A 25,079-nucleotide genomic window follows, 5' to 3' on the forward strand; every position below is an offset into this window, starting at 1 on the left:
GGCTTTGGGGGAACAAGGGATGCGCTGTCCTTTCTGTGGAAATGTCGATACGCAGGTCAAGGATTCGCGTCCGGCCGAAGACAACGTGGCCATCCGCCGCCGCCGCTTCTGCCCGGCCTGCGGCGGTCGTTTCACCACCTATGAACGCGTGCAGCTGCGCGATCTGGTCGTGGTCAAGTCCAGCGGCCGGCGCGAGGATTTCGACCGCACCAAGCTGGAGCGCTCGATCCGCATTGCCATGCAGAAACGCCCCATCGAGCCCGAGCGCATCGACCAGATGATCTCGGGCATCGTGCGCCGGCTGGAAAGCATGGGCGACACTGACATCCCCTCGAAGGTCATCGGCGAGATCGTGATGGAGACGCTGGCCCGGATCGATACCGTGGCCTATGTGCGTTTCGCCAGCGTCTACAAGAACTTCCAGGCGGCGGACGATTTCGACAAGTTCGTCTCGGAGCTGCGCCCGGGCCTGGTCGAGGAGTGACCGACCGGCATCACATGCGGCACGCGCTGGCGCTGGCGCGGCGCGGGTTGGGCAATGTCTGGCCCAATCCGGCGGTGGGCTGCGTGCTGGTGCGCGACGGCGTGGTGGTCGGGCGCGGCTGGACCCAGCCGGGCGGGCGTCCCCATGCCGAGGCGATGGCGCTGGCCCAGGCCGGCGAGGCCGCGCGGGGCGCCACCGCCTATGTCACGCTGGAGCCCTGCGCCCATCACGGCAAGACCCCGCCCTGCGCCGAGGCGCTGGTGCGTTCGGGCATGGCGCGCGTCGTGACCGCGCTGACCGATCCCGACCCGCGCGTGACCGGTCGCGGCCATGCCATCTTGCGTGCCGCCGGTATCGAGGTTGCCGAGGGCGTCTGCGAGGCCGAGGCGCGCGAGGTCCAGCGCGGCTTTCTCAGCCGCATCCAGCGCGGCCGGCCGATGCTGACGCTGAAACTGGCCGCCAGCTTCGACGGCCGCATCGCCACCGCCTCGGGCGAAAGCCAGTGGATCACCGGCGCGCAGGCCCGGCGCCATGTCCACGCCCTGCGCCTGGGCCACGACGCGGTGATGGTCGGCGCCGAGACCGCGCGCGCCGACCGGCCGGGGCTGAACGTGCGCGGTTTCGGCCCGGTGCGGCAGCCGGTGCGGATCGTCGTCTCGTCGCGACGCTTGCCCGACCTGCCCGGCGAGGGCCCGGAATACGGCCCGCTCTGGCAGGTCGCGGGCGAACCCGTGTCGTTCATGGCCGAGCTTGGCGCCCGTGGCCTGACCCGGGTGCTGTGCGAGGGCGGCGGGGTGCTGGCGGCAAACCTCTTGCGGGCCGGCATGGTCGATCAGCTGATCGGCTATGGCGCCGGGGTGGTTCTTGGCGGCGACGGCCGGGCCGGGATCGGCGCGCTGGAACTGGAGCATCTGGCCGACGCACCGCGCTTCCGGCTGGTCGAGACGCGCCGGATCGGGTCCGACATCATGCATCGCTGGCTGCGCGACTAGCGCCGCCAGATCCAGGCATGGCCGGTCAGCGCGCCCTGCGCCTTGGCCAGCCAGCGCAGCCCCGGGCCGCCCGCGGCGAATGCCGGATCGCGCAGCCGTTCCACGGCGATCTCGGGCGGGCAGGGCAGGCCGCTTGCCGGGTCGAAATAACGCGGATAGGCGATCAGGGCGCAATGGATCAGTCTTGCCAGATCGGCCCGGACCTGCCGCCGTGCCGGCACCGGCCCAAGGTCGCGCGTCAGCCCCCAGCCGGCATAGAAGGGGGCGCCCAGCGTGGTCACCGGCAGGCCGCGCAAAAGGGCCTCGAAACCCAGGGTCGAGGTCATGGTCCAGACCTCGTCCACCTGACCCATCAGCGCATCGGCGGCGGTGTTGCGGGCCACGACATCCGCCAGCCGGCTCAGTTCGGCTTGGGGGATCAGGCCGGGGCGCAGCCCGGCCTCGACATCGGGATGCGGCTTGTAGATCAGCACGGCCTGAGGATTTTCCGCGCGGGCGCGTTCCAGCAGGGCAAGGTTCGTGCGCACATCCCCGGCGCCGAGGCGGATCGAGGCATCGTCCTCGACCTGGCCCGGCACCAGGATGCGATGACCCGGAGGCAGCACGGGCGGCGGGCCGGCAAGGTTGTATTTGGTGATGCCGGATTCGACGAGATGGCGGCCAAGCCGCAGCGCGCGCGTGCCCGCCGGGGGGCAGCGGCTGGGTCATCAGCCGCTCGAACCGGCTTTCGCGGCCGGGGTCGTAATAGATGCCCAGATCGTCGGCGACCAGCGACAGCGGCGGCACCAGTGCGGCGCCCAGCCCGCGCGAACGCAGGAAGCCGTCCTCGATGCGCAGCGCGCCGGGGGTCTCGGCCGCGCGGTTGGCCCAGGCCATGGTCACGCCCGGCCCGGGTTTCGCAGCGAAACGCACCCCGCCGCCGCAGCCGAAGAACCGCGCCATGAAGGGGCGTTTCCACAGCCGGATGCCATAAGCCAGATGCCCGGCATGATCCTGGCGCCAGGCGCGGGCCTCGGCCTCGATCTGGTCCAGCGCCCCCTCGAAATCGGTCAGCCGGTCGCGGCACGGATCATACCAGACCGGCGCGAGCAGGTGGCTGGCGGCGAAAAGCTGCTCGATGCCGGCCGGGCTGCGGCGCGGCAGGGGGTGCTGGTCGTCCGAAAGCCCCCAGCCGGCATAGAAGGGGCGGCCGAAGACACGCGGCCGGTGGCCGGCCAGCATCGCCTCGTAGCCGAGTTGCGAGGACAGCGCATAGACCCGCGCCGCCCCGCGCAGCAGCGCCCAGGGCGAGACGGCACCGTCGCAGAACGTCTCGCCCGGGCGCAGGTCCTGCTGGGTGAAATGACCGGGGCGCAGGCCGCGCGCCGTCTCGGGATGGCTGCGGAGCACCAGCGGCAGGCCGGGGTTTTCGTCGCGCGCCGCGGCCAGCATTTCCAGGAAATCAGCGCGGCCGGCCCCCAGCAGCGAGGCGTCGCCGCGGGTCTGGTCGATGACCAGAACATAGCCGGGGGCGGGCGGCGCGACCTGCGGCAGATGCGCATTGTATTTCGACAGGTCCGCGGCGATCAGCCGCGCAATCCCCTGCCGGGCCCGGTCCAGATGCGAGTGGGTTTCGGTCGCGTGGACAAGGGTTTCGATCAGCGAGGGCGCCTCGGGGTCGAAATGCAGCCCGACGGGATCGATCAGCAACCCGATGGGACCACGCCGGGCCACCGGCCCGCGCGCCCGCCCCGGCAGGATCGAGCGCAGGAAGGCATCCTCGACCCGCACCAGCCCGGCACCGCGCCGGGCGGCAAGGGCCTTGCCGCGCCAGGCGACAGGGCTGTTGCCCCAGATGCCGACATGATCGCCGGGGCCGGGCAGGCCGATGCGCGGCGACCAACCGGCCAGTTGCAGGATGCGGCGCAGGCGCGGGCGGGTCAGGAAACCGGCGCTGCATATGAAAAGCCGCCGGGAATCCCCGGCGGCCCTGTCCTTGGGATGCATGCCTTTACTCGAAGGCGCTGTTGGCCGAGCCGACTTCGGCGGCGGTGCCCAGGATCGACTGCAAGGTCTTGCGCCATTGCACGAAGGGTGCCTCGGTCACATAGACCGTGTCGCCGTCGCGGATGATGAAATCGCGCGCCAGGAACATGCCGTCGGGCTTGGTCAGGTCCAGAACATAGGCGACGCGCTGGTTGCCATGGATGTCGCCGCGGCCCAGCACGGCGCGGGCCACGGTCTGCGGCTCTTCGCGCAGAACGAAGACGCCCTTGGGATCGGCCAGCGAGGTGCTGAGGCCGCCGACCATGGCCACGGCTTCGATGGCGTTGATCTGCTCGTTGCCCAGCGGCACCTTGGTCTGGCCGCCAAGCGCGCCGAGCGCGGTAAAGCTGCGCTCGTCCTCTTCGACCAGGATCACGTCGCCGGGGCGCAGTGCGATGTCGTTGCGCGCGCTGGAATACAGGTCGCGCAGCCAGACCTTGCCGCTGGAATTGCCGCGCTTGACGGTGATCACGGCGATCTCGGGCTCGATGGTGACGCCGCCCGAACGCGACAGCATCGCCGAAAGGGTGCGGGTCGGACGCTCGATCGGATAGACGCCTTGCGAGTTCACCTTGCCCATGACCGAGACGGTGGCGCCGTCGCCGGCGACGCGGGTCACCATGACCTGCGGGTCGGGGGTCTGGGTTTCCAGCTTCTGGGTGATGATGCGGCGCAGTTCCTCGGGGCTGTTGCCCGCCGCCAGCACCCGGCCGGCATAGGGCACGAAGATGTAGCCCTGGCTGTCGACCTGCAATTCGGTCAGCTGGGTCGAGCTCGACCCCATCGAGGCCAGCAGCCCGTCATCGACGTTTTCCCAGATCGACAGCCCCAGCACGTCGCCGGGGCGGATATCGTCGGCGGCCACCGTGCTGGCTGCGCGGAAATCGGCCGAGAAGCCGTAGGCGGGGGTATAGCTGGCGGCCCGGTTCACCCGGTCGTCGACATTGACGATATGGGTGGTGCCGCCCTTGGTCACCGAACTGGAAAGGATCTGGCCCTTGGTGGGACCAGAGCGCGGCAGCCCGCAGGCCGAAACCAGAAGCATCCCCCCCAGAATCATCGCCCGCGTCAGACGAGCGGCAAGGCTGCGCGTGCGAATGGGTGTCGCGCCGGATCGAAGGGGCGAAAAAAGTGCTTGCGTCAAATTGTACTCCTGTCCTCTCGCGCGATTCCCCGATCGCAGACCTTGTTTTGCGGGCACGTTACTCCAACGTCCGGTTGTTTTCCATATTTTTGCCCGGTTCAATCGTCATTGCCGCCCATCTGTTGCCGATATTTGCCACGTCCGGCGAAAAGCGCCTGATAGGGGTCCTCGGGCGCCAGGATCATGTCCACCACGATGCGCAGCGCATGGGCCCGCGAACGCGTGGCATAAAAGCCGCCGGGCACCTGGCTGCTTTCCAGCAGGAAGTCGCGATAGCGGCGATAGGCCAGCGCATGCGGCGGGCGCGGATCGCGCAGGAATTCGCAAAGGCTCTGGTCCGAGACGAGGCCGGGCTTGTCGAAGACGGCGCGGCCCATGGCCTTGACCGGCAGCCCGCGCCACAGCGCCTGCTGGGCGGCGGTGGAATTCACCGTCACGGCCGCATGGGCCTGGTTCAGCAACCGCGCCAGCTTGCCGCCGCGCACGAAATACACCCGGTGCTCGATCCCCAGCTCGCGGGCCTTTTCAAGGATGGCCTGGCGGATGCCGCCGCGCCCGTCCTCGAGAGGATGGGCCTTGAACACGATGCGGTGGTGGCAGGGCGCCGAAGCGGCAAAGGCCGCCAGCACCTCGTCGGTGAATTCCGACATGCGGCGATACGGCGAATGGGCGAGGAAGTTGGAATCGTGCTCCAGCTGCATCAGCACCAGCACATAGGGAAAGCCGCCGCGCCGCACCGCGCCCGCCTCGCGCATCCGCGCCAGCGCGTTGAGGGGCGTCAGCAGGAAGCGGCGCAGGTTCAGGCGGAACTCCTCGAACACGCCGATCTGGCGATGGGTGCGATAGCCGGGATAGCCGCCATTCGCCACCAGCACCAGGAAATGATAGAGCGCGCCATAGAACTTGTGCTGGCGCATGTCGCCCCAGCGTGCTGGCGGGCGGTGCATCTCGGCGATGCGGTTGCGCAGCGCGTTGCGCATCTCGCCCACGGGGATGCGCATCAGCGCCGAATGGCCGTTCGAGCCGCCGCGCTCATAGGTGATCCAGAACGGGCGCAGATAGCCTTCCTCGAAGACATGCAGCACCAGGTCGTGGCGCTGCGCCGCCCGGCGCGCTGCGGCATGGATGGGGCGCACGTCGCCGTAAAGCATGATGTCGGTCACGCCCTTTTCGGCGATGATGCGGTCGAGATGTTCGGGCCAGTCCTCGGGGCCGCTGCCATGGCGGATGAACCGGGCCTTGTCGGACCAGAAGAATTCGTCGCCCGCGTTGAAGCCGACGCGCCAGACCTGCGCCCCGGTATCGCGCAAGAGCTGTCCGATCCGGTCGAAGAACGGGCCATGCGGACCTTGCAGCAACAGGAACACCCGTTTTGCGGCGGGCAGGGCGGTCGTGGCGGCCACCGGCGCAAGCGGGCGCATGGTGGTGCCCGGCACTGGTGCGGCCGCCGCCGGCGACGGCAGCATGGCGCCAGAATCACGAAGATGGCGGGTTCCGGTCAGGGAATGGTGCATCGGGACCTTGGTGTCGGATTCCTGTAGGATTTGGGCTTTTCGCTACAGGCGGGCCCTGCCACCGAGGTCTGGTTGTTCTAATTGCACAAAAGATCTGCCGCTGTCACGGGCTTTCCGGCATTCTTGTCCCAAAGGACGTTCGCGACTGTTGCGGCTTTGCTTGAAGATCGGGTGCCGAGGCTCTAGTTCTCGGGCAGCCAAGGAAAGGGAAGGTCCATGTTTACCGGCATCATCACCGATATCGGCGAGGTCTCCCGCGTCGAGATGCGCGGCGACATGCGGGCGCGGATCTCGTGCCATTACGAGATGGCGGGGGTCGACCTGGGCGCCTCGATCGCCTGCGACGGCATCTGCCTGACCGTGGTCGAGAAAGGGTCGGACTGGTTCGACGTCGACATCTCGGCCGAGACCATCTCCAAGACCAATATCGGCGCAAACGGCTGGGCGCCGGGCAGGCGGCTGAACCTGGAGCGGGCGCTGCGCGTCGGCGACGAACTGGGCGGGCATATCGTCTCGGGCCATGTCGATGGCGTCGCGGTGATAGAAGAGATGCGCGACGAAGGCGACAGCACCCGCATCACCCTGCGCGCGCCCGAGGCGCTGGCGCGCTTTATTGCGCCCAAGGGCTCGGTGGCGCTGAACGGCACCTCGCTGACCGTGAACGAGGTCGAGGGCGACCGCTTCGGCGTGAACGTCATCCCGCATACCCAGGCGGCGACCACCTGGGGCGAGGTGCAGGCCGGCGACGAGGTGAACCTGGAAATCGACACGCTGGCGCGCTATGTCGCGCGGCTGGCCGAAGCGGGCTGATGGCCGGGATCGGCCATAACCGCGGCCCTGCGCTGGTCCCCGAGGCGGGTCGCGGCTTTCGCGCCCATGCCTGGACCGTCGCGCGGCGCGAGTTGCTGGGCACGCGGCTGCCGGTCGAGGTGGTGCGCATGCAGGTCCGCCGGGCCAGGCAGCTGGGGCTGGACTACAAGACCTATGCCGGGGTGCGGGCGACGACGGGGCGCGACCTGGTGGCCTTTCTCTATTCGACGAACGCGCTGGGGGTGTTTCGCGACGGCCAGCCGGTCGGCGCGACCGAACGCCGGCGCATCGCGGAAAGTGCCGCCGCGCCGCATCTGGGCTGTGCGCCGGGGCTTGCGCCCGAGGCGATCGCGGTGCAGATCGGGGCTGTCTCGGCCGGACGCCTGCCGCCCTTTGGCGACAGCTGGTCGGCGATGCGGGACAGGATGAAGGGCTGGCTGCGGGCACAGGGCCTGCCCGGCGATGCGGTGCTGATGATCGGCGAGACCGAGCATGAGCGGGAAATGATGACGGCGGGCGGTCTGGCGGGTTTCGTCACCGGCCAGAGGTTCTTTGCAGGAGCGGCGGATGCAGTATGAAAAGCCGGGGCCGGTCGAGCGCGACTGGTCCGACGCGATCTCTCCCATCGAGGAGATCATCAACGAGGCCCGCAACGGCCGCATGTTCATCCTGGTCGATCACGAGGACCGCGAGAACGAGGGCGACCTGGTCATCCCGGCGCAGATGGCCACGCCCGAGGCGATCAACTTCATGGCCACCCACGGCCGCGGGCTGATCTGCCTGTCGCTGCCGGGCGCGCGCATCGACGCGCTTGGCCTGCAACTGATGAGCCCCAAGAACTCCAGCCGGCACGAAACCGCCTTCACCATGTCGATCGAGGCGCGCGAGGGCGTGACCACCGGCATCTCGGCCCATGACCGCGCCCATACGGTCGCGGTGGCCATCGACCCCAGCAAGGGCGCGGCCGACATCGCCACCCCCGGCCATGTGTTTCCGCTGCGCGCCCGCGACGGCGGCGTGCTGGTGCGCGCCGGCCATACCGAGGCGGCGGTCGACGTGGCGCGGCTGGCGGGGCTGAACCCCTCGGGCGTGATCTGCGAGATCATGAACGAGGACGGCTCGATGGCGCGCCTGCCGGATCTGATCGCCTTTGCCCAGAGGCACGGGCTGAAGATCGGCACCATCAGCGACCTGATCGCCTATCGCCGCCGCCACGACAACCTGATCGCCGAGCGCGGCCAGCGCGCCGTGCATTCGATCTTTGGCGGCGACTGGATGATGCGCATCTTTGCCGACGAGACTACGGGCGCCGAGCATATCGTGCTGACCAGGGGCGACCTGACCGCGCCCGGCCCGGTGGCGGTGCGCATGCATGTGCTGGACCCGCTGCACGACGTGCTGGGCATCGGCCGCGAGAACGCCGGCACGCTGGGCGCCGCCATGCGCATCATCGCCGAGGAGGGCAGGGGCGTCGTGGTGCTGTTCCGCGACCTGGAACCGCGCCTGCCGCGCCAGGACGAGGTGTCCTCGCATGTGCTGCGCCAATACGGGCTTGGCGCGCAGATCCTCTCGGCGCTCGGCCTGTCGGAACTGGTGGTGCTGACCAATTCGGCGCCGGTCAAGGCGGTCGGGCTTGACGCCTACGGTCTTTCGATCCATTCCACCCGTCCGATTCCCAAAGAGTGACGACATGGCCGCCAGCATCGAACATGACCAATTGCCGCTGCCCAGGATCGAGGGCGGTGCGCGCCTGCTGATCGTGGTCGCGCCCTATTACCGGCAGATCGCCGACGGGCTGATCGCCGGCGCGCGCGGCGTGGCCGAAGCCGCAGGCGTCGCGGTCGATCTGGTCGAGGTGCCCGGCGCGCTGGAAATCCCCAGCGCCATCGCGCTGGCCGCCGGCCGCGACCTTTACGACGGCTATGTCGCGCTTGGCTGCGTGATCCGTGGCGAGACGACGCATTACGACACCGTCTGCAACGACAGCTCGCGCGGGCTGACGCTGCTGGGCCTGCAAGGGCATTGCATCGGCAACGGCATCCTGACGGTCGAGAATTACCAGCAGGCCGAGGTTCGCGCCGATCCGCAGGGCCAGAACAAGGGCGGCGGCGCCGCGGCGGCGGCGGTGCACCTGATCGCGCTCAAGCGCGGCTGGGAGACGCGGGCGCCGCGCGACAAGGCGACACCGCCCCGGGACGTGATCCGGCTGGCGGGCGAGATCGACGGGCCGGGCAGCGCATGAGCGGGGCGGGCGACAAGCAGGGCCGTTCCGGCGACCGGCAGGCGCGGCAGGCCCGGGCAGCGGCCGCGCGGCTTTATGCGGTGCAGGCGCTGTTCCAGATGGAGGCGGCGGGCCAGTCGGCCGACCGCGTGCAGCGTGAATTCCTGAACTGGCGCATCGGCCGCGAGGACGAGGACGATGACATCGTCTCGGCCGAGGCGGACCAGGCACTGTTCACCCGCATCGTGGACGATGCCGTCACCTGGCAGTCGAAAATCGACCAGATGACCGACCGCGCGCTGGTGGCGAAATGGCCCATCGACCGCATCGACCCGGTGCTGCGCTCGGTCTTTCGCGCGGCGGGCGCCGAGCTGGTGACGCCCAAGACCCCGCCCAAGGTGGTCATCACCGAATATGTCCGCCTGGCGCAGACCTTCTTCGCCGAGGGGCGCGAGTCGAAATTCGTCAATGCCGTGCTGGACCATATGGCGCGCGAGGCCCGACCCGAGGCGTTCTGAACCCGAGCTTTCTGGGCCGAGGCATCCTGACGCGAGGCGCGGGGCGGCATTTTCCTTTGGGGTTGCCGTCGATCGCGCTAGGATGGGCTGGTTCATCTGTTTTCGGGGACGCTCATGCCGCAACTCGTCCGGCTGTATATCGTCAGCATCGCCATCGGCTTTGCGCTGGCGCTGCTGTTCACCGCGCTGCTGCTGGCGCTGGACGTGGCGACGCTGCGGCATCTGGTGACCGCCACGCGCGGCGGCTGGATCGCGGTGCTGATGCTGGTCGTCTTTCACACCATCCTCTTTTCAGGGGTGCAGTTCGGCATCCGCGTCATGCTGATGGCCCGCAAGGACGGCCCGCGCGGCGGGTTGCGGCAGCGGATTCGCCGCCGCCCCGCGCCCGCCCTGGCCCCCGCCGCCACGCGCCGGCGCTGATCGCCGCGCCGGTTCGTGACCGGCGCTGCATTTTTGCGTCGCCACTGTGGACCTTTCGCAACAATTTTATCCCGCAAAAGGCAGTGATCGGCTGCCTTTTTTTTGTGCAATAGGCTTTCGTCATCCGCATGTTTCCAAACGCTCATCTTTCGTGAGCGATGTGGTGCCTTATTACCAGCTGACCTCGCGCCGAAAATTCCCGTGCAACCTCCGGGTGAAATGGTTTCATCACGATTTCGCATGATCCGATTTCCGCCGATGCGTTGGTTCCCGGGGAATTTCACGTTTTTGCGAGTTCGAGCGCAGTTTTGCCGCCCCCTTTATCGGCGGGCGGACGGGTTCTACCTCTGGGCCAGCAGAGATGCTCGTGGCCTCGGAAGGCCGGCGCCACGGACACGAAACGGTTCGGAAAAGGACTGACAAAGATGAAGACGCTTGCTTACCTCGCCGGTGCCACGGCTCTGGCCGCCGCATTCTCGGCCCCCGCCTTCGCGCAATCCGAAATCGCCACGGGCGCCAACGCCACCGGCATTTCCTCGGTCAACGAACAGATGAAGGATGTCGAAGAATCGGTTCGCGACGATTTCGACCGCTCGTCCGACGCCTATCGCTTCGGCAATCCCGAGCGCCGCGAAGGCCTGTTCGGTTCGGTCGCGCTGAGCTATGTCGGCCGCACCGGCAACAGCGAGAACCAGGACTTCAGCCTGGCCGGCCGCCTGTCGTCGAACCAGGGCCGCTTCTCGCAGTCGGTCGGTATCCTGCTTGAATACGGCGAGAACAACGCCGGCGACACGGATACCGAAAAGACCTATGTCATCTACGAAGGCATGTATGACATCAACGACCGCTTCTACGGCTTCGCCCTGGGTCGTCTGACGACCGACGCGCTGGCCAACGATCCGGTCAGCCTGGGCACCGACGAAAGCTTCGCCGATCTGGACGGCCGCCTGAAGCGTGACGCCTATTTCGGCGTCGGTCCGGGTTACCGCGTGATCAACACCGACACCACCGCCTGGCGCGTGCAGGCTGCCGTCGGCGTGCGCTACACCAAGGCCGTGGACGTGATCGACCCGGTCGCCGAGTCCTATGAATACAACACGGAAACCGAAGTCGGCTACCTGCTGTCGTCGCGTTTCTACCACCGGATCAACGACCAGTTCTTCATCACCAACGACACCGACTACCTGACCTCGGACGCGAACGATACCGCGACCAACGAGTTGGGTCTGAACTTCAAGATGACGGACGCCTTCGCGACCCGGATCTCCTACAAGACCGAATATGTCTCGGATCGGGCGACCCGTACCGACAACACGCTGGGCGTGTCGCTGGTCTACGGCTTCTGATCGAGCAGAATATCCCTCCTCTCTCCAGGGCGGCCTTCGGGTCGCCCTTTTTTTATCGGTGGGTGAGGGAAAGCGGTGGCGGGAACCGCAGCGACCGTGGCGGCGCAGGTTTCCCCGAAAGCCTGGATGTCCAGGTGGGAGCCGGATAACGGGACCAGGGCCCCGACAGAGCCAGCCCCCTCGGTGAAATTATAGGCCAGTGAGAAAAATGGCCGCACACGAGAAGAGCAGAAACCCGCCAGCTCCCTAGATAGGACGGCGGCCGCTGCGCCGCAAGGGCGGCGCGGGCTTGCAAGATGTTTCCGTTTCGTTCATGGTCGGGGCATGAACAGCGCCGCCGATCAACCTGGTGACCTGCTGCCCGTCCTGCCGGGCCAACGGCTGGCGCGCGGCGTGGCGCGGCTGCTGGCCGGGCTCGGCCATGCGGCGCTGCCGGAATTCGTGCCGACGGGCGGGTTGCGGGTCGATGTCATCTCGGTCTCGCCCAAGGGCGAGATCTGGGTCGTCGAATGCAAGAGCTGCCGGGCCGATTTCGTCTCGGATCGGAAATGGCAGGGCTATCTGGAGTTCTGCGACCGCTTCTTCTGGGCGGTGGATGCCGATTTTCCCGAGGAACTGCTGCCCGCGGGCTCGGGCCTGATCCGCGCCGATTCCTGGGGGGGCGAGTTGATCCGCATGGCGCCCGAAACCCGGCTGGCCGGGGCGCGGCGCACACGGCTCTTGCGCGACATCGCCCGGGTCTCGACGGCGCGGCTCTTGGCGCTGACTGATCCGATGGGGATCAGCGGCGCGGCTTCTTGACGCCCTTGCCCGGCTTGGCGGGACCGCCGATGCTGCGCGCGGCCTCGGCGGCGGCCAGCAGTTCCTCGGCGATCTCCTCGGCCTCCTCGGGGTCGAAATCCAGCGGCAGCTCGATATTCTCGGCCTCGACATAGATCCGGACCATGCCGTGGTCGGTGGGGCCGATCTGAAGATTGGCGGCGATGTCGCTTTGGCTGTTGATGCTCATGCTGGTTCTCCTGGCGCCTGGCCGGTGGATCTGGGGATTTTCCTTAACCCGCATGCGAAAATCCGGCAAGACGGGCTTGCACAGGCCGGTGGCTGGCGCTAGATACCCGCCTGTGCCGCCTTAGCTCAGTTGGTTAGAGCGCTAGATTGTGGATCTAGAGGTCCCCCGTTCGAGCCGGGGAGGCGGTACCACCGTAATCAGGCAGTCGGAACCCATGGCCACGGTCCAGAACAATGGCATCGCGGATGCGGCGCGGCTTTCCGTCGCGCCGATGATGGACTGGACCGACAGCCTGTGCCGCCGCATCCACCGGCTGCTGTCGCGCCGCGCGCTGCTTTATACCGAGATGGTCACCGCTCCCGCGCTGGTTTACGGCGACAGGGCAAAGCTTCTGGATTTCGACGCGGGTGAGCATCCCGTGGCGCTGCAACTGGGCGGCTCGGACCCGGCGCAACTGGCCGAGGCGGCGCGGATCGGCGCCGACTGGGGCTATGACGAGATCAACCTGAACGTCGGCTGCCCCAGCGACCGGGTCCAATCGGGCTGTTTCGGCGCCGTGCTGATGACCCGGCCCGAACTGGTCGCCGAATGCGTCGCGGCGATGATCGCCGCCAGTCCGGTCGAGGTCACGGTGAAATGCCGCATCGGCGTGGACGAACAGGACCCTGAGGCGGTGCTGCCCGACTTCATCGCCCGCATGCGCGAGGCGGGTGTGCGCCGCATGACCGTCCATGCCCGCAAGGCTTGGCTGCAGGGCCTGTCCCCGCGCGAGAATCGCGAGGTGCCGCCGCTGGATTATCCGCTGGTGCATCGCATGAGGCAGGCGTTCCCGGACCTGCACCTGTCGATCAACGGTGGCATCGCCTCGCTTGACGCCGTGCGCGATCATCTGGCGGCGATGGACGGCGTCATGATCGGGCGCGCGGCCTATCACCAGCCCTGGGACATGCTGGGACAGGCCGACCGGCTTTGGGGCGAGGAGCCGCGCTTTGCCGATCCGCTGGAGGCGGCGCGGGCGCTGCGCGATCTGGTCGAGGCGCATCTGGCAACGGGCGGGCGGCTGCACCAGGCGACGCGGCACATGCTGGGCCTGTTCCACGGCCGGCCCGGCGCACGCGGCTGGCGGCGGCAACTCTCCGAAGGCGCGTCGCGCGCCCGCGACCGGGCCGAGGCGTTGGCGGTCTATGACGCCGCGCTGGCCGAGGTCATGGCACCGGCCTGACCGTGCCCTCCTGCGCGGCCCAGTCCCGCATCGCCCGCACCAATGCCCGGCGACGCAGCGGCTGGCGCGCGCTGTCGAGATAATAGGCCAGCATCACCTCTCCGATCAGGAAGCGCAGGATCGGTGCCTGATCCGAGGCCATCAGGCCCCGCACCTCGGTCAAGGCCAGCCAGTCGGGCAGGGCGATCCCGTCCCGCACCCGCGCCGCCGGCTTTTCGCGCCGGCTTTCCAGCCAGACCAGCAGCCGCGCCATGTCGCGGGCCAGCGCCATCACCGCGCTGCCCTGCATGTCGATGGCGGTCAGCCGCAGCACGCCGGTACGGGGAGTGTCGGCAAACAGGTTGTCGGGCGTCAGGTCGCCATGGCAAAGCCCGCGCTCGACCTCGGCGCCGCGCAGCAGCTCGGCTTCGGCACGCATCCGCTGCATATGGCCGGCCACCAGGTCGCGGTCGATCCAGTCGCCCGAGGCCGCGGCGATCCGCGTCCTTAGCCCGTTCAGCCAGAAGCGCGGGCCGAATCTGCCGCGGGTGCGTGTGGTGCCGGCCAGTTGGCGTAGCCACGACCCCATGCGGGCGATCAGCGCGGCGCGCTGCGCATCGTCGGCCCCGGCCAGCAGTTGCGCGATGGGTTGGCCCGGTGCCGGGGCGGTGATCAGAATGCCCCGTTCGGGCAGCGCCAGCAGGGGCGGGGCGACGGCATCGAGATCCTGGCCCAGCACCTCGGCCGCCTGTCGCAGCCTCGCCTGGGCCTGCGCCACGCTGGCCGCAGGATCGGTGCCGCAGAATTGCTTGAGCCAGGCCGTGCGGCCATCCAGCCGGACCTGCATGACCAGCCGGTCGGGCCGGTCGCGCACCAGGCGCAGCGGCTCGATCCCTGGCAGGGCGGCCAAGGGATCAGGCGCGTTCGGCAGCCTTGGCCTCGTTCCACAAGGCGTCCATCTCGGCCAGGTCGCTGTCCTCGGGGCGGCGGCCCTGGGCGGCCAGCGCGGCTTCGATCGAGCGGAAGCGGCGGGTGAACTTGGCATTGGCCAGCCGCAGCGCCTCTTCCGGGTCGATCTCCAGATGCCGGGCCAGATTCGCCATCACGAACATCAGGTCGCCGAATTCCTCGGTCAAATGCGCGTGATCGGCGCTCTCCCTGGCCTCGACCAGTTCGCGGGTTTCCTCGACGATCTTGTCCAGCACCTCGGCGGGGCCGGGCCAGTCGAAGCCGACGCGGGCGGCACGGTTCTGCAGCTTGACCGCACGGGTCAGCGCCGGCAGGCCAAGCGCCACCCCGTCCAGCACGCCCTTTTCCGCCTTGGCGGCGCGTTCCCTGGCCTTAATCGCCTCCCAGTCCCTGATCTGCTGGGCGGCCGACTTGTCGCGGGATTCGTCGCCGAAGATATGCGGGTGGCGGTCGATCATCTTGTCCGAGATGCTGGCCACCACGTCGGCGAAATCGAACATGCCCGCTTCTTCGGCCATTTGCGCGTGAAAGACCACCTGAAGCAGCAGGTCGCCCAATTCGCCGGGCAATTCGTCCCAAGCCTCGCGCACGATGGCATCGGCGACCTCATGCGCCTCTTCGATGGTATAGGGCGCGATCGAGGCGAAGTCCTGCTCGATATCCCAGGGGCAGCCGCTTTGCGGGTCGCGCAGCGCGGCCATGATGGCCAGCAGCCGGCGGATGCCGGTGCGGTCCGCCGCATCGCGGGCCAGTGCGGGATGGTCCGGCGCGGGGTGGGTCGGCTTGTCCTCGGCCATCGTGATCCCCCTTGATAGGCTTGGCCCGCATTGACCTGCCACATGCGCGGCCCCATGTCCACGGCGCGCCCATGTCGCGTTACGCCCCGCGCGCGGTCCGGGCTTTCTTGCCATCGGTCCGAGCCGCGGATAGGGTGCGCGCCAATTCCGCCGGGGGACCGCCCGGAGACGACAGCACAGGGATAGACTTAATGCTCGTGACCCCCGCCTATGCCCAGGCCGCCGGAGGCGCTTCCGGCGCCGCAGGACTCGCCTCGTTCCTGCCGCTCATCCTGATCTTCGTCATCATGTATTTCCTGATGATCCGCCCGCAGCAGAAGCGCATGAAGGAACATCGCGCCATGGTCGAGGCGCTGAAGAAGGGCGACGAGGTCATCACCCAGGGCGGGCTGATCGGCAAGGTCACCTCGGTGCGCGAGGGCGAGCTGGAGGTCGAGATCGCCCCCGGCGTCAAGGTCCGCGTGATCCGCTCGACCGTGACCGGGCTCGTGAACCGCATCCAACCCGCCGCCGCCAACAGCTGAAGGCCGCATTCCCGCCATGCTGGACATCCCGTTCTGGAAGCGTCTGCTGATCCTGGGCCTTGTCGCCCTGGGTCTGCTTTATGCCACGCCGAACCTGTTCTATACCAAGGTCGAGCAGCATAACGACGCCATCACCGCCGCCGAACGCAACGGTTTCGAAACCCCCGAGGAGGCCGCGGCCCGCGCCGGCTGGCCGAACTGGCTGCCTTCGGGGCTGGTCAACCTGGGCCTCGACCTGCGCGGCGGCGCCCATCTTCTGGGCGAGGTGCACGTCCAGGATGTCTACAAGGCGCGCATGGATTCGCTCTGGCCGGAACTGCGCGACGCGCTGGTGGCGCAGCGCGAGGTGGTGGGCGCCGTCCGCCGCGTCCAGGCGCCCGAGGGCCAGCTTGCAGTCGAGATCGGCAATCCCGAACAGATGGCCAAGGCGGTCGAGATCGCCCGCGGCCTTGCCACCCCGGTCGCCTCGCTGACCGGCGCGGGGCAGAGCGATCTTGCGATCTCGGCCAGCGGCAACCGGCTCAACGTGCAGCTTTCGGATGCGGAAAAGGCCGCGACCGATGATCGCACCGTGCAGCAGTCGCTGGAGATCATCCGCCGCCGCATCGACGAGGTCGGCACGCGCGAACCCACGATCATGCGCCAGGGCAAGGATCGCATCCTGATCCAGGTGCCCGGCATCGGCTCGGCCGAAGAGCTCAAGGAGCTGATCGGCACCACGGCGAAGCTGACCTTCAACCCGGTGGTCAGCCGCATCGCCGACGCCAATGCCCGCCCGGGGCCCGGCAACGTGCTGCTGCCCTCGATGGACGAGCCCGGCGTCTATTACGTCATCGAGGAAAGCCCGGTCGTCACCGGCGAGGACCTGACCGACGCCCGGCCCAGCTTCGACCAGAACGGCGCGCCGGCGGTCGACTTCCGCTTTGGCCCGTCGGGCGCCAAGCGGTTCGGGGCCTATACCTCGTCCAATATCGGCCAGCCCTTCGCCATCGTGCTGGACAACCAGGTGATCTCGGCTCCGGTGATCCGGCAGGCGATCACCACCGGCTCGGGGCAGATCTCGGGCGCGATGAATGTCGACGAATCCACCCGGCTTGCCGTGCTGCTGCGCGCGGGCGCGCTGCCGGCCGAGATGACCTTCCTGGAAGAGCGCACCATCGGCCCCGAACTTGGCCAGGATTCGATCGATGCGGGCCGGCTCTCGTCGATCATCGCCACGGTCGCCGTGGTGGCCTATATGGTCGCGAGCTATGGGCTTTTCGGCGTCTTCGCCTCGATCGCGGTGATCGTCAACGTCATCCTGATCCTGTCGGTCATGTCGATGATGGGGGCGACGCTGACCCTGCCGGGCATCGCCGGCATCGTGCTGACCGTCGGCACGGCGGTCGATGCCAACGTCATCATCTATGAGCGCATCCGCGAGGAATTACGCGCCGGCAAGCGCATCGTGAAGGCCATCGACGACGGCTTCGGCGAGGCGATGAGCGCGATCATCGACGCCAACGTCACCAGCTTCATCGCGGCTGCGGTGATGTTCTTCCTGGGCTCGGGCCCGGTCAAGGGCTTTGCGGTCACGCTGACCATCGGCCTGGTCACCTCGGTCTTCACCGCGATCTACCTGACGCGGCTGATGATCGTGTTCTGGCTGGAATGGCGCAAGCCCAAAGAACTGATCTTGTAAGGGAACAGAACCATGGCATTTCGTCTGAAACTCGTTCCCGACAACACATCCTTCAACTTCTTCCGCTGGCAGTGGCTGACTTTCGGCGTCTCGGCCGCGGCCATGGTCGGCTCGGTCCTTGTCCTGCTGGTGATGGGGCTGAACTTCGGCATCGACTTCAAGGGCGGCACGACCATCCGCACCGAAAGCCCGACGGCCTTCGAGGTCGGCGAATACCGGCAGGCAATGAGCGATCTGGACCTGGGCGACGTCTCGATCACCGAGGTATTCGACCCCAGCTTCGGTGAGACCAAGCATGTCGCGATGATCCGCATCGGCACCACGGACGAGACTGGCTCGGTCACGCCCGCACAGCTGAACGAGATCGAGGCAGTGCTGAAGACCGTCGATCCGCAGGTGGCCTTCGCTGCGGTGGAATCGGTCGGTCCCAAGGTCTCGGGCGAGCTGATCAAGACCGCCCTTTACGCCGTGGGCGCGGCAACCATCGGCATCATGTTCTACATCTGGCTGCGCTTCGAATGGCAGTTCGCGCTGGGGGCGGTGATCTCGCTGATCCATGATGTGCTGCTGACGGTCGGGCTGTTCTCGCTGTTCCAGCTGCGCTTCGACCTGACCACCATCGCGGCGCTGCTAACGACGCTGGGCTTTTCGTGCAACGATACGGTCGTGGTCTTCGACCGGCTGCGCGAGAACCTGATCAAGTACAAGACGCGGCCGCTGCTCGACCTGATGAACCTGACCTGCAACGAGACGCTGTCGCGCACGATCATGACGGCCGTCACTACCGGCATCGCCCTGACCGCGATGCTGATCTTTGGCGGCGACGTGATCCGCGACTTCGTCATCGCCATGCTTTGGGGCGTGATCGTCGGCTGCTATTCGACGATCTATGTCGCCAAGAACATCGTGCTGTGGCTGGGCGTCAAGCGCGACTGGTCCAAGCCCGGTCCCAGCGAAAAGGCACCGGGCGAGGACATTCCCGCCGCCTTCCGGGACGCGCCCTGATGCCGACGATGCTGCCGACGGAATTTGCGGGGGCCGTGCCGGTGGACGGCTACGGCCCCGGCTTCTTTCGCGTCGGCGGCGTGGTGCATCATGGTGCGGTGATCGTCACCGCCGAGGGCGTGCAGCCCTGGGGCGGGCTCGAGGATCGCGCCGCCTTGCTGGCGCTGGCCGGCCGGGTGGATGTGCTGTTCCTGGGCATGGGGGCGGATATCGCCTTTCCTCCGCGCGCGCTGACCGCCGCGCTGGAGGAAGCCGGGGTGATGGTCGAGCCGATGAACTCGCCCTCGGCCGCGCGCAGCTACAACGTCACGCTGTCCGAAGGCCGGCGCGTGGCCTGTGCGCTGGTCCCGCTATGAACCTGCTTGCCGTCCGCGACCTGGCCGTGGCGCGGGGCGGGCTGCGTGCCGTCGAAGGCGTCTGCTTCAACCTGAACGCCGGCGGCGCGCTGGTGCTGCGCGGGCCGAACGGCATCGGCAAGACGACGCTTCTGCGTACCCTGGCAGGGTTGCAGCCGCTGGTCTCGGGCGTGATCGAGGCAGCACCTGATGCCATCGCCTATGCCGGCCATTCCGACGGGCTGAAACCGGCGCTGACCGTGACCGAGAACCTGCGCTTCTGGGCCGAGATCTTCGGCGGCCGGGATATCGACGCCGCGCTTGAGGCGATGAACCTGCGCGATCTGGCCAACCGTCCGGCCCATGCGCTTTCCGCCGGGCAGAAGCGGCGGCTGGGGCTGGCGCGGCTGATGGTGACGGGCCGCCCGGTCTGGCTGCTCGACGAGCCGACGGTATCGCTCGACCGCGATTCGGTGGCGCTGTTCGCCGCCATGCTGCGCGCCCATCTGGGGCGGGGCGGGGCGGCGGTGATCGCCACCCATATCGACCTGGGCCTGCCCGAAGCCGAGATCCTTGAGCTTGGCCCCTTCCGCGCCAGCGAGCTGCGCCGGCAATCGCGGCCGGCCGGCTTCAACGAGGCATTTGGATGAGGATGGGCGGATGAAGGCGCTACTGATCCGCGACCTGCGGCTGGCCACGCGCGCGGGCGGGGGCTTCGGCCTTGCGCTGGCGTTTTTCCTGATCGTCTGCACGCTGGTTCCCTTTGGCGTCGGGCCCGAGGGCGGCACGCTCTCGCGCATCGCGCCGGGCATCCTGTGGGTGGGGGCGCTGCTATCGTGCCTCTTGTCCCTCGACCGCATCTTCGCGCTGGATTTCGAGGATGGCAGCCTGGACCTGCTGGCCACGGCGCCCCTGCCGCTGGAGGGCGCGGTGGCGATCAAGGCGCTGGCGCATTGGCTGGTGACCGGCCTGCCGCTGGCGCTGTCGGCGCCGGTCTTCGGCCTGCTTCTGCACTTGCCGGGACCGGCCTATCCCTGGCTCGTGGCCTCGTTGCTCTTGGGCACGCCCGCGCTGTCGATGCTGGGCGCCTTCGGCGCGGCGGTGACGGTGGGGCTGCGCCGCGGCGGGCTGCTGCTGTCGCTGCTGGTGCTGCCGCTTTACGTGCCGACGCTGATCTTCGGGGCCGAGGCGGTGCGACGGGGTGCCGCAGGGGCCGATCCGATGACGGCTTTGGTCTTCCTGGCGGCGATCACGCTAGCCACATTGGCGCTGGCGCCCTTCGCCGCAGCCGCCGCGCTGCGCGTCAATCTGCGGTGAATGCGACCACTGGCCACTTGAGCGGGCGGCGTGCCCGATTTAGGAAGCAAACATGTCGATCTGGGAATATGCCAACCCCGTCAAGTTCATGCGCACCTCGGGTGCCATCCTGCCATGGGTGGTGGCCGGGGCGGCCGCCTGCACCGTCACGGGGCTGGTCTGGGGGTTCCTGACCCCCGAGGACTACAAGCAGGGCTCGACGGTCAAGATCATCTTCCTGCATGTGCCCGCCGCGCTGATGGCGATCAACATCTGGCTGATGATGCTGGTCACCTCGCTGATCTGGCTGATCCGGCGCCACCATGTCAGCGCGCTGGCCGCCAAGGCCGCGGCGCCGGTGGGTGCGGTGATGACGCTGATCGCGCTGATCACCGGGGCGATCTGGGGCCAGCCGATGTGGGGAACGTGGTGGGAATGGGATCCGCGCCTGACCTCGTTCCTGATCCTGTTCCTGTTCTATCTGGGCTACATGGCGCTGTGGGAGGCGGTCGAGAACCCGGACAGCGCCGCCGACCTGACCGGGGTGCTGTGCCTCGTCGGCTCGGTCTTCGCGCTTCTGTCGCGCTATGCGGTGAATTTCTGGAACCAGGGGCTGCACCAGGGCGCATCGCTGTCGATGGCGCCGGGCGAGCGCATGGCGGCGGTCTATCGCTATCCGCTCTACCTGACCATGGCGGGATTCTTCCTGCTGTTCCTGGCGCTTCTACTGATCCGCACCCGGACCGAAATCCGCCGCCGCCGTCTGGCCGCATTGCTGGCAAGGGAGAACCGTGCATGACCGAACTTGGCAAATATGCCGGAACCGTCCTGGCCGCCTATGGCGCGAGCCTGGTGCTGCTGATCGGCATCGTCGTCCAGACCGTGCTGGCCAATGCCCGCGCCCGCCGCGAATTGCAGGAGCATGAGCGCCGTGGCTAGGTTCTCGCCCATGATGCTGCTGCCGGTAGCGATCTTTGCCGGTTTCGCCGGGCTGTCCGGCTGGGCGCTGTTGCGCGACGATCCCGACGCGCTGCCCTCGGCCATGATCGGGCGCGAGGCGCCCTCGGTCGGCGAGGCCACGCTGCCGGGCAAGGTGCAACTGACCGACGAGATGCTGCGCCAGCCGGGCGTGAAGCTGGTGAACTTCTGGGCCAGCTGGTGCCCGCCCTGCCGCGCCGAACATCCGACCCTGACCGAGCTTTCGACCCGGCTGCCGGTCTATGGCGTGGACCTGAAGGATCCCGAGGGCGCGGCGCTGGGGTTCCTGTCCGAGCATGGCGATCCGTTCCATGCGCTGGCCGCCGATCCGCGCGGGCGGGTGGCGATCGACTGGGGCGTGACCGCACCGCCCGAGACCTTCATCATCGACGGTTCGGGCCGCATCCTCCATCGCCATGCCGGTCCGCTGGTGCGCGAGGACTACACGAACCGCTTCCTGCCCGAGCTGGAAAAGGCGCTGGCAGCCGAGTGATGGCGGTGCCGGGCTGGCTGCGGCCTTGCTTGAGTATTTGAGGAACGAAGAAGCCGTGCGGAACACCGGCGGCCTGCGCGCGTCGCCTGCACCGTCGCAGGAGTATTTGGGAAACGATGAAAGCCGGCGGGGGCGCGCGAAGGCTTTCCAAGCCTTGCTGCGGGCGCTAAGACGGCCGGGCTTGCAAGAGGGCCGCCATGTCGCAGAACCAGACGACCATCGCTCCGCAACCCGGTATCATGGAGATCTCGCTTTACGAAGGCGGGGCCTCGAAGGTGGCCGGGGTCGAGAACGTCGTGAAGCTTTCCTCGAACGAGAACCCCTTCGGGCCTTCGGACAAGGCGCGCGAGGCGGTAATCCGTGCCGCCCATGGCCTGCATCGCTATCCCAATACCGACCATGCCGGGCTGCGCGGCGCCATCGGCGAGGTGCATGGGCTTGATCCCGACCGCATCATTTGCGGCGTGGGTTCGGACGAGATCATCCATTTCCTCTGCCAGGCCTATGCGGGGCCGGGGACCGAGGTGCTGTTCACAGAGCATGGTTTCCTTATGTATCGCATCTCGGCCCATGCCGCGGGCGCGACCCCTGTGCAGGTGGCCGAGCGCGACCGGGTGACCGATATCGACGCGCTGATCGCGGGGGCGACCCCGCGCACCCGGCTGATCTTCGTCGCCAATCCGAACAATCCGACCGGCACCATGGTCGGCCTGCCCGAGCTGGAGCGGCTGGCCCGCGCCGTGCCGCAGGCGATCCTGGTGGTCGATGCGGCCTATGCCGAATATGTCGGGGATTACGACGGCGGCGCCGAGCTGGCGACGCGGCTGCCCAATGTGTTCATGACCCGGACGTTCTCGAAGATCTACGGGCTGGGCGGGCTGCGGGTCGGCTGGGGCTACGGGCCGCGCGAGATCATCGATGTCCTGAACCGCATCCGCGGCCCCTTCAACCTGTCCAACGTCGCGCTGGAGGGGGCCGAGGCCGCCATGCGCGACCGCGAGCATATCGCCCGCTGCCAGGCCGAGAATGCGAGGATGCGCGCCTGGCTGGCCGAAGCCCTGGCCGAGAAGGGCGTGCCCTCGGATACTTCCTGCGCGAACTTCATCCTGGCGCGCTTTGCCGATGCCGAGACCGCGGGGGCCTGCGACGAGTATCTCAAGACCCAGGGGCTGATCGTGCGCCGCGTCGCCGGCTACGGCCTGCCGCATTGCCTGCGCATCACCATCGGCGACGAGGCCTCGTGCCGGCGCGTGGCCCATGTCATCGGCCAGTACATGGCCGAGCGCGCGGAGAGCCGCTGATGGCCGTGATCTATGAGCGCGTCGCCCTGATCGGGCTGGGGCTGATCGCCGGTTCGATGTCGCTGGCCATGCGCGAGGCGGGGCTGGCGGACGAGGTGATCGGCCATGCCCGCAGCCCCGAGACCCGCGCAGCCGCGCGCGAGATCGGACTGGTCGACCGCGTTGCCGAGACCGCCGCCGAAGCGGTCGAGGGCGCCGATCTGGTGGTGCTGGCGGTGCCGGTCGGCGCCATGGGTGCGGTCGCGGCCGAGATCGCGCCGCATCTGAAGCCGGGCGCGACCGTGACCGACGTGGGCTCGGTCAAGCAGGCGGTGATCGAGGCGGTGGCGCCGCACATGCCCCCGGGCGTGCATTTCGTCCCCGGCCACCCGCTGGCGGGAACCGAGCATTCGGGTCCGCGCTCGGGATTTGCCGCGCTGTTTCGCAATCGCTGGTGGCTGCTGACCCCCGTCGAAGGCAGCGATCCGGCGGCTGCCGAGCGGCTGTCGGTGCTGATCCGCGCCATGGGTGCCAATGTCGAGCGGATGGATGCGGCGCATCACGACCTGGTGCTGGCGGTGACCAGTCATACGCCGCACCTGATCGCCTATACCATGGTGGGCGTGGCCGATCACCTCAAGCGGGTGACGGAAAGCGAGGTCATCAAATATTCCGCCGCGGGCTTTCGGGACTTCACCCGCATCGCCGCCTCGGACCCGACCATGTGGCGCGACGTGTTCTTGCAGAACAAGGAGGCGGTGCTGGATATCCTGGGCCGCTTTACCGAGGAGCTTTTCGTGCTGCAGCGCGCGATCCGCATGGGCGACGGCGCGCATCTGCACGATTACTTCACCCGCACCCGTGCGATCCGCCGCGGCATCATCGAGGCCGGGCAGGATACCGCAGCACCGGATTTCGGCCGCAGCCTGACGGCGGGCGAGGTCGCCAAGCCCTAGCGGCGCGGGAAGGCCGGGGCCGGACCCAACACCACCGGGCCAAGGCTCGTCTTGCCGTCGGCGAAGCTCAGCGGCAGGCGCAGCTCGCCCTCGGCAGGGGGCGGAAAGCTGAAGCCCGCATTCTCGGGCAGCGGCAGGTCCGAGATGTTCTTCAGCATCGTCCCGGCGAGCGTCACCACCTTGGGCGGGATCAGCCCGGCCGTGGCCGCGGCCTGCAAGAGCGGTTTCGCATCCCGGGTGTAAAGCACGACCCGGCCCTGGGCGCGGCCCTGCGCATCCGCCTCGATCCGGCCGAGGATGCGTGCCTGCACCGCGCCCAGGCGCAATTCGGCATCGTCGAGCTGCAACCCGACCGGCAGCGGCGCCAGATCGGGCGTAAGCGTCGAGGGCCGGGGCAGGGCGTCCAGCCAGACCCGGCCTGTGGCGTTCATGCTCAGCCGGCCCGGCAGCGGCAGGGTCGCGAACAGGCCGGGCTCCAGATCGTCGAGGGTGAGGTCCAGGTCGTAGGCCGCGGCCGCATCGGGCGGCGCATTCGCGTCCAGCGCCGCCAGTTCCGCATCGGCTTGCAGCCCTTTTGCCAGTTCTGTCCCCTCAATCGTCAACACGCCGGCACTGATCCCGGCAGAGGCCATGCCCAGCCCGTTCAGCGGCTGAACGCGCAGCCGGGCGGTGGCATCGGCAAGCCCGAGTTCCAAGGGGCCGGAGCCGGGGTCCAGCACCGCGCGGGGCGGTAGGGCCAGCCGCAGCGTGGTCGGGCGCAAGGGGGTCAGCCAAAGCTCGGCCTGCGGCAGCTCGATCCGGCCGGCCCCGGTCTGCAATTCCAGCGCCGAAACCCGCACCCCGATCCGCCGAGGGTCGCGCAATTCCTGCGCCGCACCCAGGGCCGCCATGGGCTCCTGGGCCGCGATCCGGCGCAGTTGCTGCGCCAGCAGGCTTTCGCCGCCCAGCCAGAGCCCGCCCAAGATCAGGGCAAGAACGATCAAAGGGGCAAGCAATCGGCGCATCCTGTCCTCGCGGTTTTCATGGCGTCTTGGAACGCCGGCCATGCTGTCCTAAGTTTTTCCTGACCGGATTATCTAGG

30 protein-coding genes, 1 tRNA gene and 1 pseudogene are annotated in these 25,079 nt (G+C 68.2%); 24 read left to right on the top strand and 8 right to left on the bottom strand.

The annotated features are described in order from the left end of the window. Positions 1 to 19 precede the first annotated feature (19 nt). Both nrdR and ribD read left to right on the top strand, forming a co-directional pair. Positions 20 to 484, top strand: coding sequence for a transcriptional regulator NrdR (gene nrdR, locus QPR87_RS11010; RefSeq protein WP_011747880.1), 465 nt, complete (start codon positions 20 to 22; stop codon positions 482 to 484). Between the two features lie 14 nt (positions 485 to 498). After that, positions 499 to 1,476: a bifunctional diaminohydroxyphosphoribosylaminopyrimidine deaminase/5-amino-6-(5-phosphoribosylamino)uracil reductase RibD gene (ribD, locus tag QPR87_RS11015; protein WP_285049659.1), complete on the top strand. Its 978-nt coding sequence runs from the start codon at positions 499 to 501 to the stop codon at positions 1,474 to 1,476. Here the strand turns inward: ribD and QPR87_RS23745 are convergent. After that, positions 1,473 to 2,081 carry a capsular polysaccharide export protein, LipB/KpsS family gene (locus QPR87_RS23745; protein ID WP_502921608.1) on the bottom strand — a complete coding sequence of 203 codons (609 nt, stop codon included), beginning with the start codon at positions 2,079 to 2,081 and terminating at the stop codon, positions 1,473 to 1,475. The two genes, ribD and QPR87_RS23745, sit on opposite strands and share 4 nt — an antisense overlap. A 143-nt stretch (positions 2,082 to 2,224) precedes the next feature. Here QPR87_RS23745 and QPR87_RS23750 point away from each other — a divergent pair, with 143 nt between their 5' ends. Continuing rightward, entirely contained in the window at positions 2,225 to 2,449 is a 225-nt protein-coding gene (locus QPR87_RS23750) for a hypothetical protein (RefSeq protein ID WP_502921609.1), read from the top strand. 209 nt (positions 2,450 to 2,658) lie between these two features. On the opposite strand, the pseudogene QPR87_RS23755 reads toward QPR87_RS23750, so the two are convergent. The 3 genes and pseudogenes from QPR87_RS23755 to QPR87_RS11030 all read right to left on the bottom strand — a co-directional run. Next, positions 2,659 to 3,462, bottom strand: a pseudogene (locus tag QPR87_RS23755) (capsular polysaccharide export protein, LipB/KpsS family); the annotation flags it as partial. 4 nt (positions 3,463 to 3,466) lie between these two features. Then, on the bottom strand, positions 3,467 to 4,645 hold the full coding sequence (locus QPR87_RS11025; protein WP_011747877.1) for a polysaccharide biosynthesis/export family protein: 1,179 nt from the start codon (positions 4,643 to 4,645) through the stop codon (positions 3,467 to 3,469). Positions 4,646 to 4,743: 98 nt separating this feature from the next. Next, positions 4,744 to 6,066, bottom strand: a complete 1,323-nt coding sequence (locus tag QPR87_RS11030; protein ID WP_011747876.1) for a capsule polysaccharide biogenesis protein — start codon at positions 6,064 to 6,066, stop codon at positions 4,744 to 4,746. 309 nt (positions 6,067 to 6,375) lie between these two features. On the opposite strand from QPR87_RS11030, the gene QPR87_RS11035 reads away from it, so the two are divergent. The 8 genes from QPR87_RS11035 (at position 6,376) to QPR87_RS11070 (ending at position 12,275) form a co-directional block, all read left to right on the top strand. Further along, positions 6,376 to 6,969 (top strand): riboflavin synthase, encoded by a 594-nt coding sequence (locus QPR87_RS11035; RefSeq protein ID WP_011747875.1) that lies wholly within the window; start codon positions 6,376 to 6,378, stop codon positions 6,967 to 6,969. Beyond that, positions 6,969 to 7,547: a hypothetical protein gene (locus QPR87_RS11040; protein ID WP_285049604.1), complete on the top strand. Its 579-nt coding sequence runs from the start codon at positions 6,969 to 6,971 to the stop codon at positions 7,545 to 7,547. The genes QPR87_RS11035 and QPR87_RS11040 overlap by 1 nt, the downstream gene beginning before the upstream one ends. After that, on the top strand, positions 7,537 to 8,655 hold the full coding sequence (ribB, locus tag QPR87_RS11045) for a 3,4-dihydroxy-2-butanone-4-phosphate synthase (protein ID WP_285049605.1): 1,119 nt from the start codon (positions 7,537 to 7,539) through the stop codon (positions 8,653 to 8,655). Before QPR87_RS11040 ends, ribB begins: the two co-directional genes overlap by 11 nt. A gap of 4 nt (positions 8,656 to 8,659) precedes the next feature. After that, a complete protein-coding gene (locus QPR87_RS11050) occupies positions 8,660 to 9,211 on the top strand; it encodes a 6,7-dimethyl-8-ribityllumazine synthase (protein ID WP_011747872.1) in 552 nt (183 codons plus the stop codon). Next, complete coding sequence (nusB, locus tag QPR87_RS11055; RefSeq protein WP_011747871.1) at positions 9,208 to 9,708, top strand: transcription antitermination factor NusB; 501 nt, start codon at positions 9,208 to 9,210, stop codon at positions 9,706 to 9,708. The genes QPR87_RS11050 and nusB overlap by 4 nt, the downstream gene beginning before the upstream one ends. Positions 9,709 to 9,822: 114 nt before the next feature. Next, a complete protein-coding gene (locus tag QPR87_RS11060; RefSeq protein ID WP_285049606.1) occupies positions 9,823 to 10,128 on the top strand; it encodes a hypothetical protein in 306 nt (101 codons plus the stop codon). Positions 10,129 to 10,553: 425 nt separating this feature from the next. Continuing rightward, entirely contained in the window at positions 10,554 to 11,474 is a 921-nt protein-coding gene (locus tag QPR87_RS11065) for a DUF481 domain-containing protein (protein WP_011747869.1), read from the top strand. Positions 11,475 to 11,798: 324 nt separating this feature from the next. Next, complete coding sequence (locus QPR87_RS11070) at positions 11,799 to 12,275, top strand: MmcB family DNA repair protein (RefSeq protein WP_011747868.1); 477 nt, start codon at positions 11,799 to 11,801, stop codon at positions 12,273 to 12,275. Here the strand turns inward: QPR87_RS11070 and QPR87_RS11075 are convergent. Further along, a complete protein-coding gene (locus QPR87_RS11075) occupies positions 12,256 to 12,483 on the bottom strand; it encodes a DUF6324 family protein (RefSeq protein ID WP_011747867.1) in 228 nt (75 codons plus the stop codon). The two genes, QPR87_RS11070 and QPR87_RS11075, sit on opposite strands and share 20 nt — an antisense overlap. A 114-nt stretch (positions 12,484 to 12,597) precedes the next feature. Here QPR87_RS11075 and QPR87_RS11080 point away from each other — a divergent pair. Next, a tRNA-His gene (locus QPR87_RS11080) sits at positions 12,598 to 12,674 on the top strand. 23 nt (positions 12,675 to 12,697) lie between these two features. Further along, a complete protein-coding gene (dusA, locus tag QPR87_RS11085) occupies positions 12,698 to 13,705 on the top strand; it encodes a tRNA dihydrouridine(20/20a) synthase DusA (protein ID WP_285049607.1) in 1,008 nt (335 codons plus the stop codon). Here dusA and QPR87_RS11090 read toward each other — a convergent pair. Both QPR87_RS11090 and mazG read right to left on the bottom strand, forming a co-directional pair. Beyond that, complete coding sequence (locus tag QPR87_RS11090; RefSeq protein ID WP_285049608.1) at positions 13,689 to 14,594, bottom strand: phosphotransferase; 906 nt, start codon at positions 14,592 to 14,594, stop codon at positions 13,689 to 13,691. The two genes, dusA and QPR87_RS11090, sit on opposite strands and share 17 nt — an antisense overlap. 4 nt (positions 14,595 to 14,598) lie before the next feature. Beyond that, a complete protein-coding gene (gene mazG, locus QPR87_RS11095; RefSeq protein ID WP_285049660.1) occupies positions 14,599 to 15,354 on the bottom strand; it encodes a nucleoside triphosphate pyrophosphohydrolase in 756 nt (251 codons plus the stop codon). 287 nt (positions 15,355 to 15,641) lie between these two features. On the opposite strand from mazG, the gene yajC reads away from it, so the two are divergent. From yajC to QPR87_RS11150, 11 genes are all read left to right on the top strand, one after another. After that, positions 15,642 to 15,974, top strand: a complete 333-nt coding sequence (yajC, locus tag QPR87_RS11100) for a preprotein translocase subunit YajC (RefSeq protein ID WP_285049609.1) — start codon at positions 15,642 to 15,644, stop codon at positions 15,972 to 15,974. 16 nt (positions 15,975 to 15,990) lie between these two features. After that, on the top strand, positions 15,991 to 17,655 hold the full coding sequence (secD, locus tag QPR87_RS11105) for a protein translocase subunit SecD (RefSeq protein WP_011747735.1): 1,665 nt from the start codon (positions 15,991 to 15,993) through the stop codon (positions 17,653 to 17,655). A 12-nt stretch (positions 17,656 to 17,667) separates the two neighbouring features. Next, positions 17,668 to 18,660 (top strand): protein translocase subunit SecF, encoded by a 993-nt coding sequence (gene secF, locus QPR87_RS11110; protein ID WP_285049610.1) that lies wholly within the window; start codon positions 17,668 to 17,670, stop codon positions 18,658 to 18,660. Continuing rightward, positions 18,660 to 19,016 carry an Mth938-like domain-containing protein gene (locus QPR87_RS11115; RefSeq protein ID WP_011747733.1) on the top strand — a complete coding sequence of 119 codons (357 nt, stop codon included), beginning with the start codon at positions 18,660 to 18,662 and terminating at the stop codon, positions 19,014 to 19,016. Before secF ends, QPR87_RS11115 begins: the two co-directional genes overlap by 1 nt. Then, the gene (gene ccmA, locus QPR87_RS11120; RefSeq protein WP_285049611.1) at positions 19,013 to 19,645 is read left to right on the top strand and encodes a heme ABC exporter ATP-binding protein CcmA; all 633 of its coding nucleotides are present in this window, start codon (positions 19,013 to 19,015) and stop codon (positions 19,643 to 19,645) included. The genes QPR87_RS11115 and ccmA overlap by 4 nt, the downstream gene beginning before the upstream one ends. Before the next feature lie 10 nt (positions 19,646 to 19,655). After that, entirely contained in the window at positions 19,656 to 20,312 is a 657-nt protein-coding gene (gene ccmB / locus QPR87_RS11125; protein WP_011747731.1) for a heme exporter protein CcmB, read from the top strand. Between the two features lie 52 nt (positions 20,313 to 20,364). After that, on the top strand, positions 20,365 to 21,090 hold the full coding sequence (locus QPR87_RS11130) for a heme ABC transporter permease (RefSeq protein WP_285049612.1): 726 nt from the start codon (positions 20,365 to 20,367) through the stop codon (positions 21,088 to 21,090). Beyond that, positions 21,087 to 21,230: a heme exporter protein CcmD gene (gene ccmD, locus QPR87_RS11135; protein WP_041529845.1), complete on the top strand. Its 144-nt coding sequence runs from the start codon at positions 21,087 to 21,089 to the stop codon at positions 21,228 to 21,230. Before QPR87_RS11130 ends, ccmD begins: the two co-directional genes overlap by 4 nt. 13 nt (positions 21,231 to 21,243) lie before the next feature. Next, positions 21,244 to 21,762, top strand: a complete 519-nt coding sequence (locus QPR87_RS11140) for a DsbE family thiol:disulfide interchange protein (RefSeq protein WP_104492644.1) — start codon at positions 21,244 to 21,246, stop codon at positions 21,760 to 21,762. A 197-nt stretch (positions 21,763 to 21,959) separates the two neighbouring features. Continuing rightward, positions 21,960 to 23,063, top strand: a complete 1,104-nt coding sequence (gene hisC / locus QPR87_RS11145) for a histidinol-phosphate transaminase (protein ID WP_285049613.1) — start codon at positions 21,960 to 21,962, stop codon at positions 23,061 to 23,063. After that, positions 23,063 to 23,998, top strand: a complete 936-nt coding sequence (locus QPR87_RS11150) for a prephenate/arogenate dehydrogenase family protein (protein WP_285049614.1) — start codon at positions 23,063 to 23,065, stop codon at positions 23,996 to 23,998. The genes hisC and QPR87_RS11150 overlap by 1 nt, the downstream gene beginning before the upstream one ends. On the opposite strand, the gene QPR87_RS11155 is transcribed toward QPR87_RS11150, so the two are convergent. After that, the gene (locus tag QPR87_RS11155; RefSeq protein WP_285049615.1) at positions 23,995 to 25,002 is read right to left on the bottom strand and encodes a DUF2125 domain-containing protein; all 1,008 of its coding nucleotides are present in this window, start codon (positions 25,000 to 25,002) and stop codon (positions 23,995 to 23,997) included. The two genes, QPR87_RS11150 and QPR87_RS11155, sit on opposite strands and share 4 nt — an antisense overlap. Positions 25,003 to 25,079 lie beyond the last annotated feature (77 nt).

It is taken from the genome of Paracoccus sp. SSJ (genome assembly GCF_030234105.1).
In the GTDB taxonomy this organism is placed as follows: domain Bacteria; phylum Pseudomonadota; class Alphaproteobacteria; order Rhodobacterales; family Rhodobacteraceae; genus Paracoccus; species Paracoccus denitrificans.

Excerpts from the sequence above, each read along its gene's own strand:
- secF (WP_285049610.1), top strand. The coding sequence starts at position 17,668 with ATGGCATTTCGTCTGAAACTCGTTCCCGACAACACATCCTTCAACTTC.
- QPR87_RS11060 (WP_285049606.1), top strand. The coding sequence starts at position 9,823 with ATGCCGCAACTCGTCCGGCTGTATATCGTCAGCATCGCCATCGGCTTT.
- ribB (WP_285049605.1), top strand. The coding sequence starts at position 7,537 with ATGCAGTATGAAAAGCCGGGGCCGGTCGAGCGCGACTGGTCCGACGCG.
- QPR87_RS11140 (WP_104492644.1), top strand. The coding sequence starts at position 21,244 with ATGCTGCTGCCGGTAGCGATCTTTGCCGGTTTCGCCGGGCTGTCCGGC.
- QPR87_RS23750 (WP_502921609.1), top strand. The coding sequence starts at position 2,225 with ATGCCCAGATCGTCGGCGACCAGCGACAGCGGCGGCACCAGTGCGGCG.
- QPR87_RS11065 (WP_011747869.1), top strand. The coding sequence starts at position 10,554 with ATGAAGACGCTTGCTTACCTCGCCGGTGCCACGGCTCTGGCCGCCGCA.
- QPR87_RS11040 (WP_285049604.1), top strand. The coding sequence starts at position 6,969 with ATGGCCGGGATCGGCCATAACCGCGGCCCTGCGCTGGTCCCCGAGGCG.
- nusB (WP_011747871.1), top strand. The coding sequence starts at position 9,208 with ATGAGCGGGGCGGGCGACAAGCAGGGCCGTTCCGGCGACCGGCAGGCG.
- dusA (WP_285049607.1), top strand. The coding sequence starts at position 12,698 with ATGGCCACGGTCCAGAACAATGGCATCGCGGATGCGGCGCGGCTTTCC.
- QPR87_RS11035 (WP_011747875.1), top strand. The coding sequence starts at position 6,376 with ATGTTTACCGGCATCATCACCGATATCGGCGAGGTCTCCCGCGTCGAG.
- ccmA (WP_285049611.1), top strand. The coding sequence starts at position 19,013 with ATGAACCTGCTTGCCGTCCGCGACCTGGCCGTGGCGCGGGGCGGGCTG.
- nrdR (WP_011747880.1), top strand. The coding sequence starts at position 20 with ATGCGCTGTCCTTTCTGTGGAAATGTCGATACGCAGGTCAAGGATTCG.
- QPR87_RS11130 (WP_285049612.1), top strand. The coding sequence starts at position 20,365 with ATGTCGATCTGGGAATATGCCAACCCCGTCAAGTTCATGCGCACCTCG.
- ccmD (WP_041529845.1), top strand. The coding sequence starts at position 21,087 with ATGACCGAACTTGGCAAATATGCCGGAACCGTCCTGGCCGCCTATGGC.
- QPR87_RS11150 (WP_285049614.1), top strand. The coding sequence starts at position 23,063 with ATGGCCGTGATCTATGAGCGCGTCGCCCTGATCGGGCTGGGGCTGATC.
- yajC (WP_285049609.1), top strand. The coding sequence starts at position 15,642 with ATGCTCGTGACCCCCGCCTATGCCCAGGCCGCCGGAGGCGCTTCCGGC.
- ccmB (WP_011747731.1), top strand. The coding sequence starts at position 19,656 with ATGAAGGCGCTACTGATCCGCGACCTGCGGCTGGCCACGCGCGCGGGC.
- QPR87_RS11070 (WP_011747868.1), top strand. The coding sequence starts at position 11,799 with ATGAACAGCGCCGCCGATCAACCTGGTGACCTGCTGCCCGTCCTGCCG.
- QPR87_RS11075 (WP_011747867.1), bottom strand. The coding sequence starts at position 12,483 with ATGAGCATCAACAGCCAAAGCGACATCGCCGCCAATCTTCAGATCGGC.
- QPR87_RS11115 (WP_011747733.1), top strand. The coding sequence starts at position 18,660 with ATGCCGACGATGCTGCCGACGGAATTTGCGGGGGCCGTGCCGGTGGAC.
- ribD (WP_285049659.1), top strand. The coding sequence starts at position 499 with ATGCGGCACGCGCTGGCGCTGGCGCGGCGCGGGTTGGGCAATGTCTGG.
- mazG (WP_285049660.1), bottom strand. The coding sequence starts at position 15,354 with ATGGCCGCGCTGCGCGACCCGCAAAGCGGCTGCCCCTGGGATATCGAG.
- QPR87_RS11030 (WP_011747876.1), bottom strand. The coding sequence starts at position 6,066 with ATGCGCCCGCTTGCGCCGGTGGCCGCCACGACCGCCCTGCCCGCCGCA.
- QPR87_RS11155 (WP_285049615.1), bottom strand. The coding sequence starts at position 25,002 with ATGCGCCGATTGCTTGCCCCTTTGATCGTTCTTGCCCTGATCTTGGGC.
- secD (WP_011747735.1), top strand. The coding sequence starts at position 15,991 with ATGCTGGACATCCCGTTCTGGAAGCGTCTGCTGATCCTGGGCCTTGTC.
- QPR87_RS11050 (WP_011747872.1), top strand. The coding sequence starts at position 8,660 with ATGGCCGCCAGCATCGAACATGACCAATTGCCGCTGCCCAGGATCGAG.
- hisC (WP_285049613.1), top strand. The coding sequence starts at position 21,960 with ATGTCGCAGAACCAGACGACCATCGCTCCGCAACCCGGTATCATGGAG.